General features: G+C 70.4%; 13 protein-coding genes. 8 read left to right on the forward strand and 5 right to left on the reverse strand.

What is annotated here, in order from left to right:
• Positions 1-311 precede the first annotated feature (311 nt).
• Together PIQ37_RS20435 and rmuC are read right to left on the reverse strand one after the other, a co-directional pair.
• Positions 312-854, reverse strand: coding sequence for a glutathione peroxidase (locus PIQ37_RS20435; protein ID WP_342074873.1), 543 nt, complete (start codon positions 852-854; stop codon positions 312-314).
• 526 nt (positions 855-1,380) lie between these two features.
• On the reverse strand, positions 1,381-2,970 hold the full coding sequence (rmuC, locus tag PIQ37_RS20440; protein WP_342074874.1) for a DNA recombination protein RmuC: 1,590 nt from the start codon (positions 2,968-2,970) through the stop codon (positions 1,381-1,383).
• 380 nt (positions 2,971-3,350) lie between these two features.
• On the opposite strand from rmuC, the gene PIQ37_RS20445 reads away from it, so the two are divergent.
• The 6 genes from PIQ37_RS20445 (at position 3,351) to PIQ37_RS20470 (ending at position 9,044) form a co-directional block, all read left to right on the forward strand.
• Positions 3,351-3,677: a hypothetical protein gene (locus PIQ37_RS20445; protein WP_148827365.1), complete on the forward strand. Its 327-nt coding sequence runs from the start codon at positions 3,351-3,353 to the stop codon at positions 3,675-3,677.
• 127 nt (positions 3,678-3,804) lie between these two features.
• Positions 3,805-4,533 (forward strand): MgtC/SapB family protein, encoded by a 729-nt coding sequence (locus PIQ37_RS20450; RefSeq protein WP_342074875.1) that lies wholly within the window; start codon positions 3,805-3,807, stop codon positions 4,531-4,533.
• Between the two features lie 42 nt (positions 4,534-4,575).
• Positions 4,576-5,646: a sensor histidine kinase gene (locus PIQ37_RS20455; protein ID WP_342074876.1), complete on the forward strand. Its 1,071-nt coding sequence runs from the start codon at positions 4,576-4,578 to the stop codon at positions 5,644-5,646.
• Positions 5,643-6,263, forward strand: coding sequence for a response regulator transcription factor (locus tag PIQ37_RS20460; protein WP_342074877.1), 621 nt, complete (start codon positions 5,643-5,645; stop codon positions 6,261-6,263). The genes PIQ37_RS20455 and PIQ37_RS20460 overlap by 4 nt, the downstream gene beginning before the upstream one ends.
• A gap of 613 nt (positions 6,264-6,876) precedes the next feature.
• Positions 6,877-8,322, forward strand: coding sequence for an amino acid permease (locus tag PIQ37_RS20465; RefSeq protein ID WP_295937232.1), 1,446 nt, complete (start codon positions 6,877-6,879; stop codon positions 8,320-8,322).
• The gene (locus PIQ37_RS20470) at positions 8,319-9,044 is read left to right on the forward strand and encodes a DUF6882 domain-containing protein (RefSeq protein WP_342074878.1); all 726 of its coding nucleotides are present in this window, start codon (positions 8,319-8,321) and stop codon (positions 9,042-9,044) included. Before PIQ37_RS20465 ends, PIQ37_RS20470 begins: the two co-directional genes overlap by 4 nt.
• A gap of 45 nt (positions 9,045-9,089) precedes the next feature.
• Here the strand turns inward: PIQ37_RS20470 and PIQ37_RS20475 are convergent, their stop codons facing one another.
• From PIQ37_RS20475 to PIQ37_RS20485, 3 genes are all read right to left on the reverse strand, one after another.
• Complete coding sequence (locus PIQ37_RS20475; RefSeq protein ID WP_342074879.1) at positions 9,090-9,491, reverse strand: DUF2628 domain-containing protein; 402 nt, start codon at positions 9,489-9,491, stop codon at positions 9,090-9,092.
• Positions 9,492-10,033: 542 nt separating this feature from the next.
• Complete coding sequence (locus PIQ37_RS20480; protein WP_342074880.1) at positions 10,034-11,191, reverse strand: glycerate kinase; 1,158 nt, start codon at positions 11,189-11,191, stop codon at positions 10,034-10,036.
• Between the two features lie 87 nt (positions 11,192-11,278).
• Complete coding sequence (locus PIQ37_RS20485; protein ID WP_342074881.1) at positions 11,279-12,460, reverse strand: class I SAM-dependent rRNA methyltransferase; 1,182 nt, start codon at positions 12,458-12,460, stop codon at positions 11,279-11,281.
• Positions 12,461-12,718: 258 nt separating this feature from the next.
• Here PIQ37_RS20485 and PIQ37_RS20490 point away from each other — a divergent pair, with 258 nt between their 5' ends.
• Together PIQ37_RS20490 and PIQ37_RS20495 are read left to right on the forward strand one after the other, a co-directional pair.
• Positions 12,719-13,672, forward strand: coding sequence for a TerC family protein (locus PIQ37_RS20490; RefSeq protein ID WP_010343036.1), 954 nt, complete (start codon positions 12,719-12,721; stop codon positions 13,670-13,672).
• A gap of 102 nt (positions 13,673-13,774) precedes the next feature.
• Complete coding sequence (locus PIQ37_RS20495; protein ID WP_342074882.1) at positions 13,775-14,560, forward strand: rhomboid family intramembrane serine protease; 786 nt, start codon at positions 13,775-13,777, stop codon at positions 14,558-14,560.
• Positions 14,561-14,683 lie beyond the last annotated feature (123 nt).

The following is a 14,683-nucleotide window of genomic DNA, read 5'->3' on the forward strand; positions in this document are numbered from 1 at the left end:
CGTACATCCATGTACGCCGCCCTTCGGGTTTTTCCCCGCGCTGGCCGCCGCTTCGGAAGGGAACCCGGTAAATCAAAAGCCAGGGCAACAACCAAAGCCAAGCAACAGCCAAGGCAACAGCAACGGCAACGGCAACGGCAACGGCTTCGATGCTGCACGCCTTGCGTAGGAGCGGCTTCAGCCGCGACAGGCGACGCTGGACAACAAGGACATCGATAACCTCTCCCGCTCGGTCACCAGCTACCCAGCCGGCACAACAGCAGCGTCAGCTCGTCCAAGCACAGCCAGATGGCCCCGAGCGCAGCGCGCCATTACGTCAGCGCCGCGTCGATCGCCGCACGCAGGCGCGGATCCTCGGCGGTGACGTCCGGGGCGAAGCGCGCGCGGACCTGGCCGTCGCGGCCGACCAGGAATTTCTCGAAGTTCCACAGCACGCCCGGCGCCGGATTCGGTTCGATGCCGTAACCGGCGAGCTTCTCGCGCATCGGGCCCTCGCCCTCGGTCTGCGGCTGCGCGGCGATCAGCGCGCGGTACAGCGGATGCGTGTCCTCGCCGGTGACCGCGATCTTGGAGAACATCGGGAAGGTCACATCGTAGGTGAGCTGGCAGAACTGCTGGATCTCCGCCTCGCTGCCCGGCTCCTGACCCTTGAAGTCGTTGGCCGGGAAACCGAGCACTTCCAGGCCGGCGGCCTGCTTCTCGCGGTACAGCGCTTCCAGGCCCGCGTACTGCGCGGTGAGGCCGCACTTGGAGGCGACGTTGACGATCAGCAACACCTTGCCCTCGAACGCGGCGAGGGTGGCCGGCTGGCCATCGATGCGGGTCAGCGGAATGGCAGTCAGCGACGCGGACATGGGGCATTACCTCGGTCGAAAGGAGGCGCCAGCATAGTCGCTGTCGGCGCAGCATGCGCAGTGCCGTGACCGCGTAACTCAGCGCCCCGACAGCTAGCCTGTGCAGGCACGTAACACCCGCTTTTGCTGCGGATCATGTGATCCCGCAGGAGCGGCTTCAGCCGCGACAGCCGCGCCCGCAAAACCTGCTCGCGACGGCCGCAGAAGGAACAAGAGCCGCCGCTACACATGTGCCGTTCGTCGTGATCAGAAGCGCGCGTATCGGCCAGCGGGCGAGCAGGCGAGCGGCCTGGAGACGACAACGCATCCGCGATGTCGAATCGCATCGACACTGCAGGCACGACAAGGACACCCGCATGCTGCGCCATCTGCACAGCGCGCGCGTACGAAGCGGCCGCGCTGGCCCGCCTAGGTCGCGGCGCCGCATCCAACACGGCGCGTGCTGGTCGCATGCCATCCCGCGCCAACACAACCGCTTCGCCCAGTCATTCCACCTCGACACCCCGCCGCCGCGCACCGCAAGCCCTCACTCCCGGTCGTCGCCTGCCGCCTCTTCCGCCTCCGCATCGTCCAGCGGCAACGACAGTTCCAGCAGCGGCGCGGCCTGCGCGTCTGCCAGGGTCTCGACGCCGCGCAGGCGGCGTTCGATGGTGCGGGTCTTGCGGCTGGCTTCGCCCAGGCTCTTGCCGACGGTGCTGATCTGCTTCTCGGCCTTTTCCAGGATGCCGGCGAACTTGCCGAACTCGCTCTTGACCGCGGCCAGCACACCCCACACTTCGCTGGAGCGCTTCTCGATGGCGAGCGTGCGGAAGCCCATCTGCAGGCTGTTGAGCAGGGCGGTGATCGTGGTCGGGCCGGCAACGACGATGCGGTGCTCGCGCTGCAGCAGGTCGGCCAGGCCGGGGCGGCGCAGGGTCTCGGCGTACAGGCCCTCGGTGGGCAGGAACATCACCGCGAAGTCGGTGGTGTGCGGCGGGGCGATGTACTTGTCGCAGATCGACTTGGCCTGCACCCGGATCGCGCGCTCCAGCTGCGCGCCCGTCGCCTGCACCAACTCCGGATCGCCCTGCTCCTGCGCGTCGAGCAGGCGCTCGTAGTCCTCGCGCGGGAACTTGGCGTCGATCGGCAGCCACACCGGCGTGTCCTCGTGGCCGCGGCCGGGCAGGCGCACCGCGAAGTCGACCATCTCGTTGCGTTCCGGGCGCACCCGCACGCCGCGTGCGTACTGTTCCTGGGTCAGGGTCTGCTCGAGGATGTTCTCCAGCTGCACCTCGCCCCAGCCGCCGCGGTTCTTGACGTTGCTCAGCACGCGCTTGAGGTCGCCGACGCCGGTGGCGAGCTGCTGCATCTCGCCCAGGCCGCGCTGGACCTGCTCGAGCCGTTCGGAGACCAGCTTGAACGAGGCGTCCAGGCGCGTGTTGAGGGTGGTCTGCAGCTTCTCGTCGACGGTGCCGCGCATCTGCTCGAGTTTGGCGGCGTTGTCGGCCTGCAGTTCCTTCAACCGCTCTTCCAGGGTGCCGCGCATCTCGCCCAGGCGCTGCTCGTTGCGCTGGACCAGGTCGCTCAGGCGCTGGCCGAGCGTGTCGGCGAAGCGTTGCTGCGCGTCGGCGCCTTCCTGGCGGCCCTTGCGCGCATCCTCGATCAGGGCCTCGCGCAGCGCGCCCAGCTGCGCGTCGATGCGCGCGATCAGCTCGGCCTGCTGCTGGCCGAGCTGGGCCATGCGTGCGTCCTGCTGCTGGCCGAAGGCGTCGAGCTGGCCGCGGATCTCGACCAGGCGCTGGCTCAGCAGCTCGGCCATGCGCTGCTGTGCGGCGCCGGCCTCGACCCGGCCGCGCCGCGCGTCCTCGGTGAGGGCTTCGCGCAGCAGGTCCAAGCGCTGGTCGGTGCGGGTGGACAGATCCGCCAGGTGGCGGGCGAAGCCTTCGCTGCGCGCGTCCTGCTGCCGCGCCAGGCTGTCGAGCTGCTCGCGCAGTTCGCCGCGACCGCCGCGCTGCTCCTCGCGCAGGGCCGCCTCCAGCGCGGCGTGGTTGCCCCGCCGCAGCAACACGGCCAGCAACAGGGCGATGACGGCGCACAACAGGCCGGCGAGGATCAGGAAATGGGCATCGTTCTGCATGCGCCCAGTGTAGCCGGCCGCGTCTCAATCGCTGCGCCGTGCACCGGCAGGCGGACCAGACCGGATATACCTTGGTATCGCCGTCATGGCCTCATGCAGGCTGGTGCACACCTGGGCCGCATGCCAAGCTTTGCGCCATCCGCCCACTGGCCTGGCCAGTGGGCGGCGCCGCGGCATCCGACCGCGCCAGGCGTCGCGCACCGCGCGATCCGTTCCCCTGACACCGGAGGCGAGCATGGACCCCGATCCGCATCGACGCGGCGTCAGCGCCGCATTTCCCCGCCGTTCCCCTCGCCTGGTCGCTGCCCGGCGCTGAGCCGGAAGACGCACGCCGCGCACACGCTCGACGTCCTCCGGCCACGCGCCGCAAGGAGGTCGTCATGTTCCTGTTCTCGCTGTTCTCCCGCCGTTTCCGCCTGCAGCGCGGCCTGCAGCGCGCGCTGCGCGCCGCGGTCGCCATGCGCCGCACCGAGGCGCTGCGCCATCTGCTCGCCGCCCACGGCGCCCGCGCCTTCGCCCTGGCCCTGTCCGCGCAGTCGCCGCGGGTCATGGCCGATGCGCTGTCGCTGCTGTCCGTGGCCGACCGCATCCGGGTCCGTGCGCGCTTGCCGCATGCGGCGCAGCGGCGCCTGCACGACGCCGGGGCGAACGCCCCGGCCGCGCATTGGCTGCATGCCGCGCTGGCGTGGTGGCCCGGGGTGCGCTGAGCCGCGCGCACCTGCCGCCGCGGTATCGGATGCCATCTTGCCCCGGCATCATGCGCCACCCGCATCCGCTCACCCCTTTCCCTGGAGCCGCCATGCCCGCTCCCCTCGCCTACCGGAACGCGCCCTGATGGAAGCCATTCGCCTGTTCAATCTCGGCTCGCTGCTCGACACCCTGGTGAGCCTTACCGCCGCCTTCGTGCTCGGCGCGATCATCGGCTTCGAGCGCCAGGTGCGCCAGCGCACCGCCGGGCTACGCACCAACACCCTGGTCGCGGTCGGCGCGGCGATCTTCGTCTCGCTCGGCGATCGCCTGTTCGAGATCCACGGCGGCACCCAGGGCGCGGTGCAGGTGGTGGCCTATGTGGTCTCCGGTATCGGCTTCCTCGGCGCCGGCGCGATCATGAAGGAAGGCGCCAACGTCACCGGGCTCAATACCGCGGCGACGCTTTGGGGGTCGGGCGCGGTCGGCGCCTGCGCCGGTGCCGGGCTGGTCGCCGAGGCGGTGCTGGCGGCCCTGTTCGTGCTGCTCAGCAATACCCTGCTGCGGCCGATGGTGAACCGGATCAACCGGCATCCGCTGAAGGAGTCCTCGCTGGAAGCCACCTACATGTTCTATGCGATCTGCGCGCGCGAGGTGCACGGCGACGTGCGCGAGCGGCTGATCGAACTGCTGGAGGAGGCGCATTACCCGGCGCGCGAGGTCGAGCAGCATCCGTTCGGACAGAAGGACGTGGAGATCGCCGCCACCCTGTACGCCACCGCGGTGCGCGCCGAGGAACTGGATGCGGTGGTGCAGCGCCTGGAGGGCGAACCGGGTGTACAACAGGCGTTCTGGAACGCCGGCGCCGAAGCCTGACCCGGCCATGTCTGACCTCTTCCTTCCGATGCCACGCCGCCGATGATCGCCTGGTTCAAGCCGCTGCCGCCGCATCGCCGCCTGCTCGGTCTGGCCGCGCTGGGCCTGGCGCTGGGCGCGATCTTCGTCGCCGACACGGTCACCGACTATGCGGTGGCGGCGGCGCTGTTCTACACCGTGGCGATCCTCGGCGCGGTGCGCTTGCTGGCGCCGGCCGGGCTGGGCGTGCTGGCGGGCATCTGCGTGGTGCTGGTCGTGCTCAGCTTCCATCTCACCCACGCCGGCGCCTACCACGTCGGCGTGATCAACTCGGCGATCAGCATCGTGGTGGTGGCGGTCACCGCCTCCATCGCGGTGCGCATGGAGCGGGCCAAGGCCGCCGCGCACGCGGCGCAGGCGCAGTTGCTGCGGCTGGCGCGGGTGCGCAGCCTGGGCAGCCTGACCGCATCGATCGCGCACGAGGTCAACCAGCCGCTGGCGGCCATCGTCACCAGCGGCAACGCCTGCCAGCGCTGGCTCGACCAGCAGCCGCCGAACCTGGACAAGGCGCGCGCGGCGCTGGCGCGCATCCTCGCCGACGCCGAGCGTGCCGGCGAGGTGATCGCGCGGGTGCGCAGCCTGACCCGGGGCGAGGCGCCGCAGCAGCGCGCCTTTGACCTCAACGCCGCGGTGACCGAAGTGCTGGCGCTGTCGCAGGGCGAACTGGAACGCAGCGCGGTCAGCGTGCACACCGAACTGTCGGCGCTGCTGCCGCCGGTGTCGGCCGACCCGGTGCAGATCCAGCAAGTGATCGGCAACCTGCTGCTCAATGCGATCGAGGCGATGGCCGCCACGCCGCCGGCGCAGCGTGCGCTGCGCATCGTCACCGAGCGCGAGGACGCACGTTCGGTGCGGCTGAGCGTGGCCGACAGCGGCGAAGGCCTGTCCGCGCAGGCGCAGGCGCATCTGTTCGATGCGTTCTGGACCACCAAGCAGGGCGGCATCGGCATCGGCCTGAGCATCAGCCGAAGCATCGTCGAGGCCGGCGGCGGGCGCATCTGGGCCGAACCCGGCCGGCCGCGCGGCGCAGTGTTCTGCGTGTGCCTGCCCACCGCCAACGGAGCCCCGCCATGACCGCCGAAACGACCGCGCGCCCGGTGGTGTACCTGATCGACGACGACGCCTCGATCCGCGCCGCGCTGGAAGACCTGTTCGCCTCGGTGGACCTGCAGGTGCACGCCTTCGCCTCGACCCGTGATTTCCTGGCGCATCCGCGCGCCGACGCGCCGAGCTGCCTGGTGCTGGACATCCGCATGCCCGGGCAGAGCGGCATGGACTTCCACCGCAACATGCACGAGGCCGGGCTGGCGCTGCCGACCATCTTCATCACTGGCCACGGCGACATCCCGATGAGCGTGGAAGCGATGAAGAACGGCGCGATCGAGTTCCTGACCAAGCCGTTCCGCGACCAGGATCTGCTCGACGCGATCGGCCAGGGCATCGCCCGCGACCGCGCGCGGCGCGCCGCCGATGCGGCGCAGGCGGAACTGCAGGCGCGCTGGGCGCGGCTGAGCGCCGGCGAACGCGAGGTGGTGGAGCTGGTGGTGCAGGGCCTGTTGAACAAGCAGGTGGCGGCGCGGCTGCAGCTCAGCGAGATCACGGTGAAGGTGCGCCGCGGCAATGCGATGCGCAAGCTGGAGGTCGGCTCGCTGGCCGAGCTGGTGCGGCTGGCGGAGCGGCTGGGGCTGTAAGGCAACGCTGACCGCTCGCCTTTGCCGCGGCTGAGTCGGATGCGTTGGCGTCAGGTCGGTACAGCTCTTGTCCCCTTTCGGAGTCCGCCGCGGCCGAGCGCTATCGCGAACGCCCGTCGGGGCAGATCCCAAAATGGGGACAGGAGCCACTCCTACGAGGCAGTGTTTGCTCCGGGAGGCTTTGCTTCTGCTCTTGCTGTTGCTGTTGACTTGTCGGGTTCCCTTCCGAAGCGGCGGCCATCGCGGGGAAAAACCCCGAAGGGGCGGCGCACAAGGACGTGCGCCGTCCGCGGCAGGGGCAGGATGCCCCTTCCGCGGATCCCCGGGATGGACGCGAACCCGGAGCGCGCAGCGCGGAGGGCGCGAGGCAGGGTGTGCTTGACCAGCCTTCGGCTGTGGTAAAGCGCTTTTTTTTGGTTACTTTTCTTTGCACAAGCAAAGAAAAGTAACTCGCCGTCAGGCGAAAGCCTTTGCTTTCCAGTTCGACTGCGCCGAACGCGCGCTTTTCGGCAGCCCTGCTCCCACCAGCGCAAGCGCCACGCCGCAGGCATAGCTTTGCTGCACCGCATTCGGCGACACTGCCCGGCTTGTCACTTCCGCACCCGAGGCCCGCATGTCGTTCCTGTTCCGGCGCAAGTCGCTCGACCTGGTCACCGTCCACGAGGCCGGACGCCGGCTGGTGCCCTCGCTGAGCTGGCCACATCTGGTGGCGCTGGGCATCGGCGCGATCGTCGGCACCGGCATCTACACCCTGATCGGCGTCGGCGCGCAGTTGGCCGGGCCGGCGGTGCTGGTGTCGTTCGCGGTGGCCGGGGCGATCTGCGCCTGCGCGGCGCTGGCCTATGCGGAGATGGCGACGATGATGCCGGCCGCCGGCAGCGCCTACACCTACAGCTACGTCGCGCTGGGCGAAGCGATCGCCTGGGTGGTGGGCTGGAGCCTGATCCTGGAGTACTCCCTGGTGGTCAGCACGGTGGCGGTGGGCTGGTCCGGCTACTTCGTCGGCTTCCTGCACTGGGCCAGTGCGCAGACCGGCATGGATCTGAACCTGCCGGCGGCGCTGACCGCCGGGCCGCACGCCGGCGGCATCGTCAACCTGCCGGCGGTGCTGATCACCTTCGCCGTGGCCGGCCTGCTGATGGCCGGCACCAAGGAGAGCGCCACGCTCAACGCGGTGCTGGTGGTGCTGAAGCTGATCGCCCTGGGCATCTTCGTGGCGGTGGCGCTGCCGGCGTTCCAGAGCGCCAATCTGCACCCGTTCATGCCCTACGGCTTCCCCAAGACGGTCGGCGCCGACGGCGTCGCGCACGGGGTCATGGCGGCGGCGGCGATCATCTTCTTCGCCTTCTACGGCTTCGATGCGATCTCCACCGCCGCCGAGGAAACCAAGAATCCCAAGCGCGACCTGGCGATCGGCATCGTCGGTTCGATGATCGGCTGCACCCTGATCTACATCCTGGTGGCGCTGGCCGCGGTCGGCGCGATGCGCTACGACGTGTTCGGCGCCAGCGCCGAGCCGCTGGCGCTGATCCTGCGCGAACTCGGCCACGGCAAGGCGGCAGCAGCGATCGGCGTGGTCGCAGTAATCGCGCTGCCCACCGTGCTGCTGGCCTTCCTGTACGGGCAGAGCCGGATCTTCTTCGTGATGTCGCGCGACGGCCTGCTGCCGCGCGGGCTGTCCAAGGTCAACGCGCGTACCGGCACCCCGGTGGCGACCACCCTGTTCACCGCGGTGCTGGTGGCGGCGCTGGCCGGCGTGGCGCGGCTGGACGAGATCGCTGCGCTGGCCAACGCCGGCACCCTGGCCGCCTTCATTGCCGTGGCCGCGTGCATGCTGGTCCTGCGCCGCCGCGAACCCGGCCGCGCCCGCACCTTCCGCACGCCGCTGGCATGGGTGGTCGGTCCGCTGGCGATCGGCGGCTGCCTATACCTGTTCTGGAGCCTGCCGCACACCACCCAGATCTGGTTCGGGCTGTGGAACGCGCTGGGCGTGGTCGCCTACCTGCTGTACGGCCGCCGCAACAGCCTGCTGCAGCGCGCGCCGCAGACACCGCGATGAGCACAGCGTTCCAGGCAGCGCTGGCAGGGCACATCGGCAGTGCCTACGCCCGGCAGTTGGCGCTGGCGGACGTGCTGGACGGACGCGACTGGCGCGTGGACCTGGGCGCGGGCCGGGTGTACTTCGGCGAGGACCTGCAGTTCCCGACTCAATTGCTGGGCACCGCAGCGGAAGCCAGCGCCAGCTGGCTGTGGGCCTGGGCCAACACCGCCAGCAACCTGCCGCCGGCCCTGCTGACCGATGCCAATGCGCTACGTGCGCACGGCGAGCGCGAAGGCATCGCCGAACTGGTCGCGCCGTCCTCGGCGCTGGGCGAGGACGGCGGCCACCAGATCGCCCTGCTCGCCGGTGCCCTGCGCGGGCGCTGCTACTACCGCGCGCCGTACGACGGCGGCGCGCTGTTCTTCCTGCTGGAGGACGTACCGGCCGCGGTCTTCGCGCCATGCGACGACGCACGCGTGCTGCGCCTGCTCGGCGAACTGCCGATGCAGTTCGAACTCGACCACCGTGCCATGACCGACGGCTTCCTGGTCGATCAGGGCTACGCCCTGCAGCGCGACGCCGCGCAGACCGTGGCGACGCGCGGCAACACCCGCATCGTCCTGGCCTTCGATGCGCAGGCGCGGCTGACCGGCATCCAGGGCCAGCTGGCCCCGGCGCAGGCCGCCGCGGTCACGCCGAAGCCGGCACCGGCCTGGCAGTTCTGGAAGCGCAAGCGCTGAGCGCGGCGGCGGCGTGTCGCACCTGCGCGCCGCCGTGCCCGATGCTTACCACCAACGCAGGCCTTCGAACGGGTTCCAGCTGACGCTGCCCTTGCGCTGATCCAGGTAGTAGGCGTAGTTGGCGGCCATGCCGACCAGCACGGAGTAGGCGATGCCCAGACCGCGGCCGATCGCATCGGGCAGGAACGCCGCGACGATGCCCACTGCCAGGGAGATGCCGATCAGCCCCAGCGCCTTGCGCCACATGCCGAGGATGAAGAAGTAGATGAACCCGAAGAAAAGGGCGAAGAAGTTCATGTTGATCTTCAACCGTTCCATGAACGGCAGTGCCTTGAACGCGGCCTTGTACTCGGGCGTGGACGGGGCGCCGTAACGGTCGAAGAAGTCGAAGCGGAACTGCCACTTGGGGCTGAGCGGCGCGCGTTGCGGGAGATTGGGGGTTTCCATGGCGTTAGCATCCGTGTTGTAAACGTTTTCAGTTTACCTGAACGAGGCAGCGCGCGCCAAATGGGCGCGGCTTCCGCACCAGTTTGGTGCGGGCCTGGGGAGTTGGGATTGGGGATTCGGGATTGGTAAAAGCGGGCTGGCGTCGACGTCAGGCCTGGCTTCGGGGCGGCTTCCCTCCTGCATTGCGACAGCCGCTGGTCATCGCGTCGGGACTGAAGTCCCTCCCACAGGGCTTACCTGCGCGTGGCGCATCCGCTGGCGACATACCCACGTGTGGGAGCGACTTCAGCCGCGACGCGCGGGGCAGCGGCCTCGCGGGGTCCTGCGTTAACCACCGGTCATCGGGTCGGGACTGAAGTCCCTCCCACCTGGCGACATACCCACGTGTGGGAGCGGCTTCAGCCGCGACGTGCGGGGCAGCGGCCTCGCGGGGCTCTGCGGTAACCATCGGCCATCGGGTCGGGACTGAAGTCCCTCCCACACGGGATTCCCATCGCCACGGCTTGCAGCGCGCCGCCACGTCGAGGCGACCGCGGAGGCCGCTATTGCGCCCGGGAGCCGCCGAGGCGCTGGCCCAGGGCGATCGCCGCGGCCACGTTGCGCGCGGCCTGGCGCAGGGCGTCGGCGGCATCGGCCAGCGCGGCCTCGCGCGTGGACACGCGCTGCACCGCGCCGAACAGCGCGTCGATCCCCTGCGCCTGCAGGTCCGCCGCGCCCTCGCCCAGGCCGCCGGCGATGGCCAGCACCGGCACGCCATGGTGCCGGGCGATGCGGGCGACGCCGACCGGCACCTTGCCCTGTGCGCTCTGCCCGTCCAGGCGGCCTTCGCCGGTGACCAGCAGATCGGCGCCGGCCAGATGCGCCTCCAGCCCCAGCGCCTGCGCGACGATCTCCACGCCGGGCCGCAGCCGCGCGCCGAGGAACGCGACCAGGGCCGCGCCGATGCCGCCGCCCGCGCCAGCACCGGGCAGTTGCGCCACTGCCACGCCCAAGCTGCGTTCGATCGCCTCGGCGTAATGCTGCAACCCGGCGTCGAGCTGCGCGACCATCGCCGCCGTGGCGCCCTTCTGCGGCCCGAACACCGCCGAGGCGCCGCTCGGCCCGGTCAGCGGGTTGTCGACATCGCAGGCGACCTCGATGGTGCAGTCGCGCAGCCGCGGGTCCAGCCCGTCCGGTTCGATGTGCGCCAGCGCGCCCAGCGCCGCGCCACCGGCGGCCAGGTCGCGGCCGTGCGCGTCCAGCAGGCGCACGCCCAGCGCCTGCACCATGCCGGCGCCGCCGTCGTTGCTGGCGCTGCCGCCGATGCCGATCAGCAGCCGGCGCGCGCCGGCATCCAGCGCGGCCAGGATCAGTTCGCCGACCCCGCGGGTGCCGGTCAGGCGTGGATCGCGCTGTTGCGGCGGCACCAGCATCAGCCCGCTGGCCGCGGCCATCTCGATCAGGGCGGTGCCGCCGTCCTCGCTGAGGCCGAACTGCGCGGCGATCGGCGCGCCCAGCGGCCCGGTCACCGTGCAGGCGACCCGGCGCCCACCGCCAGCGGCGACCAGCGCGTCCACCGTGCCCTCGCCGCCGTCGGCGAACGGCAGCAGCACGTACTGCGCGGCCGGGAACACGCTGCGGAAGCCGGCCGCGATCTGCGCGGCCGCCTCCGCCGCGGACAGGCTTTCCTTGAACGCGTCCGGGGCGATGACGATCTTCATGCAGCGGCGGCGTCGATCGCCGGCCGGTGCGCCCGGATCTGGCCGTCACGCACGCATCGCCGCTCGGCCTTGCGCATGCGCGGCGCGCTAGTCCAGCACGCGGCAGAACACCGCCTTGAGGTAGCGCGATTCCTGCACGTGGGCCATGAACGGATGGTCGGCGCCGGCGCCGGCCACCTTCAGGATCTGGATGGTGCGGCCGGAGAAGTAGGCGGCGCGGCGCAGCATGTCCAGGAACTCGTGCTCGGCGACCAGGCCGGTGCAGGAGAAGGTGGCGAACAGGCCGCCCGGGGCGACCACGCCCAACGCAAGCTTGTTCATGTCCAGGTACTTCTTCAGCGCCGGGATCACCTGGTCGCGGTCGCGGGTCATCTTGGCCGGGTCCAGGATCACCACGTCGTACTGGTCGCCGCGGGCGGCGGCATCGCGCAGGTACGGGAAGATGTCGGCCTGCACGAACTTGGGCCGCACGTCGTTGAGGCGGGCGTTGCCCTTGGCGATCTCGATCACGTCCTCGTCGATGTCCACGCCGACCACCTCGGTGGCGCCACGCACCTTGGCGTAGACCGCGAAGCCGCCGGTGTTGCAGCACAGGTCGAGCACGCGTTTGCCCTCCACCTGCTGGCTCAGCCACTGGCGGTTCTCGCGCTGGTCGGCGAAGAACCCAGTCTTGTGCGCGCCGGCCGGATCGGCGCGGAAGCGCACGCCGTATTCGCTGATGATCGCCGGCTCCGGGCGCTCGCCGCTGCTGGACACCGGCCGGTAGTCGAAGCTCTCCTGCTTCTGCACGTGCTCCTCGGCGAAGCTGTAGAAGCGCGCGCCGGGGAACTGCGCGCGCAGCGCGGCGTAGATCCACTCGCGGTGGCGGAACATGCCGGCGCTGAAGAACTCCACCACCAGCAGGTCGCCGTAGCGATCCACCACCAGCCCGGACAGGCCATCGCCCTCGGCATGCACCACGCGCCAGGCGTCGCTGACCGCGTCCAGCTTGAGCACGTCACGGCGCAGCGACACCGCCTCGGCGATCTTGCGCGCGAACCAGGATTCGTCGACGGCGATGTCGGGATTGGTCTCGAGGATGCGCACGGCGATGCGCGAGTGGCCGTTGTAGAAGCCGCGGCCGACCCACGCGCCGTCCACCCCGACCACGTCCACCAGCGCGCCCGGCTTGGGCTTGGCGGCGGGTTTTTCGACCAGTTTCTGGAAGATCCAAGGGTGGCTGGAGCGCCAGGCGTTCTTGAGGCGGACTACGGGCAGGGGACTATTCATGAACGCCATTGTAGCCGCCCCGATTGACGGCACCGCCGGCAGCCGCAAGAATGCGCGTAGAAGGGGAGTAGCTCCCGACGTTGTCGCCGTCAATTCGAGCCCGCGGGCTCCGGTGCAACGGCAGCCGGTACAGCGGCTGCGAGCGAGACCTTCGCCGCTGTGGCGAAGGCACCCTCTGGACGACGTCCGTCGTCTCCGTCCGGAACGCCTCCGCCACCGCGGCCCCGAGGTTCCCTGTTCACTGACGGAAAATTCCCAATGGAAACGATAGGCAACGTGTGGTTGTGGGGCGGTTTCGCGATCGTGGTGGTCGTGGCGCTGCTGGCGGACCTGGTGCTGATGCGCCACGGCGGTCCGCACAAGGTCACCTTCAAGGAAGCGCTGTGGTGGAGCATCGGCTGGATCGCGCTGGCGCTGGCGTTCAACGCCGGCCTGTGGTGGTACCTGCGCGAGACCATCGACGTGGCCACCGGCAACCGCCTGGGCCTCGAGTTCCTGACCGGCTACCTGGTCGAGAAGTCGCTGGCGGTCGACAACATCTTCGTGTTCCTGATGATCATGAGCTACTTCGCGGTGCCGGAGGAGCAGCGCCAGCGCGTGCTGGTGATCGGCGTGCTCGGCGCGATCGTGCTGCGCGCGGTGATGATCTTCGCCGGCTCGGTGCTGCTGACCAAGTTCCACTGGCTGCTGTACGTGTTCGGCGCGTTCCTGCTGCTGACCGGCATCAAGATGTGGTTCTCGGCGGGCAAGGAGCCGGACCTGGAGGCCAACCCGGTGCTGCGCTTCATGCGCAAGCATCTGCGCCTGACCCCGCAGTACCACGGCAACGCGTTGAGCGTGACCCAGGAAGGCAAGCGCTGGTTCACCCCGCTGTTCGCGGTGCTGATGCTGATCGCGATCACCGACGTGATCTTCGCGGTGGACAGCATCCCGGCGATCTTCGCGATCACCACCGACCCGTTCATCGTGCTGACCTCCAACGTGTTCGCGGTGCTGGGCCTGCGCGCGATGTTCTTCCTGCTGGCGGGCATGGCCGACCGCTTCCACCTGCTGCCCTACGGCCTGGCGATCGTGCTGGTGTTCATCGGCACCAAGATGCTGATCATCGACCTGTACAAGATCCCGGTGCTGGTGTCGCTGCTGGCGGTGGCGGTGGTGATCGGCGCCACCGTGGTGCTGAGCCTGCTGCGCCCGGCCAAGCCGGCGCACTGACCCGGCGCGTGCGCCGCGGCCGCGGATTGTCCCGCGGCCGCGGCCAGTCCCTCCCATCGGCGGCGCCTTGCCTTGGACGCCCGGCGCCGCCATCCAGGGAACATGGACACCTCATCGCTCCCCTCGCCCACGCCCGAACCCGATGCGCAGGGCCGCTTCGACCGCGCGCGGATCCTGCGCGCGTTCAATGCCAGCCTGGCCTTCGTGGCGGTGCTGGTGGCGGTGTTCGCCAGCCAGGGCCTGTTCGACTGGCGGCCCTGGGCGGTCGCGCCGCACACGGCCGCCGGCCTGCTCGGCGTACTGACCGCACCGCTGCTGCACGGCTCGCTCGAGCATCTGGGGGCCAACGCCGGCGCCCTGCTGATCCTGGGCACCCTGGCCGGCAGCGTGTATCCGCGCGCCACCCTGGCCGGGCTGCCCTTGTTGTGGCTGGGCTCGGGCCTGGGCGCCTGGTGGCTGGGCGATCCCGGCAGCCATCACCTGGGCGCCAGCGGCGTCGCCCACGGCCTGCTGTTCCTGGTGTTCGTGCTGGCCTTGCTGCGCCGCGACCGCGCCGCGATCGCCGCCAGCATGATCGCCTTCCTGTTCTACGGCGGCATGCTGGTGACGGTGCTGCCGCACGAGGACGGGGTGTCCTGGCAATCGCACCTGGGCGGTGCCGTGGGCGGCGTGGTCGCCGCGCTGCTGCTGCGCCATCGCGATCCGCTGCCGCCACGCAAGCGCTACAGCTGGGAGGACGAAGAGGACACCGACGAGATCCTCGTCGCCGACGACGAACTGGAACCGCCGCCGCCGACCCAGGTGCCGGTGCTGTGGCAACCGCCGCCGGCGCCGCCGCGCGGGGTGGTGCTGCGCTTCCCGCCGCGCGAGGAGCGTGACGGGGGCTGAGGCGGGAAAGGCCATGCCGGCCATACGTCCGTCGGCATCCGTAGGAGCGGGGGGGGGGGGCGGGGCGCGGGCCCCCCCGACCCCCCCCCCGCCCCCCCAGCCCCCCCCCCCCCACCACACCCC

Origin of the sequence: Xanthomonas protegens (assembly GCF_038442435.1) — a bacterium.
Classification (GTDB): Bacteria; Pseudomonadota; Gammaproteobacteria; order Xanthomonadales; family Xanthomonadaceae; genus Xanthomonas_A; species Xanthomonas_A sontii.

What these genes read in the sequence shown, in the direction of transcription:
- PIQ37_RS20480 (WP_342074880.1), bottom strand. Translation starts at nt 11,191, where the DNA reads ATGAAGATCGTCATCGCCCCGGACGCGTTCAAGGAAAGCCTGTCCGCG.
- PIQ37_RS20495 (WP_342074882.1), top strand. Translation starts at nt 13,775, where the DNA reads ATGGACACCTCATCGCTCCCCTCGCCCACGCCCGAACCCGATGCGCAG.
- PIQ37_RS20490 (WP_010343036.1), top strand. Translation starts at nt 12,719, where the DNA reads ATGGAAACGATAGGCAACGTGTGGTTGTGGGGCGGTTTCGCGATCGTG.
- PIQ37_RS20470 (WP_342074878.1), top strand. Translation starts at nt 8,319, where the DNA reads ATGAGCACAGCGTTCCAGGCAGCGCTGGCAGGGCACATCGGCAGTGCC.
- PIQ37_RS20460 (WP_342074877.1), top strand. Translation starts at nt 5,643, where the DNA reads ATGACCGCCGAAACGACCGCGCGCCCGGTGGTGTACCTGATCGACGAC.
- PIQ37_RS20485 (WP_342074881.1), bottom strand. Translation starts at nt 12,460, where the DNA reads ATGAATAGTCCCCTGCCCGTAGTCCGCCTCAAGAACGCCTGGCGCTCC.
- PIQ37_RS20445 (WP_148827365.1), top strand. Translation starts at nt 3,351, where the DNA reads ATGTTCCTGTTCTCGCTGTTCTCCCGCCGTTTCCGCCTGCAGCGCGGC.
- rmuC (WP_342074874.1), bottom strand. Translation starts at nt 2,970, where the DNA reads ATGCAGAACGATGCCCATTTCCTGATCCTCGCCGGCCTGTTGTGCGCC.
- PIQ37_RS20465 (WP_295937232.1), top strand. Translation starts at nt 6,877, where the DNA reads ATGTCGTTCCTGTTCCGGCGCAAGTCGCTCGACCTGGTCACCGTCCAC.
- PIQ37_RS20455 (WP_342074876.1), top strand. Translation starts at nt 4,576, where the DNA reads ATGATCGCCTGGTTCAAGCCGCTGCCGCCGCATCGCCGCCTGCTCGGT.
- PIQ37_RS20475 (WP_342074879.1), bottom strand. Translation starts at nt 9,491, where the DNA reads ATGGAAACCCCCAATCTCCCGCAACGCGCGCCGCTCAGCCCCAAGTGG.
- PIQ37_RS20435 (WP_342074873.1), bottom strand. Translation starts at nt 854, where the DNA reads ATGTCCGCGTCGCTGACTGCCATTCCGCTGACCCGCATCGATGGCCAG.
- PIQ37_RS20450 (WP_342074875.1), top strand. Translation starts at nt 3,805, where the DNA reads ATGGAAGCCATTCGCCTGTTCAATCTCGGCTCGCTGCTCGACACCCTG.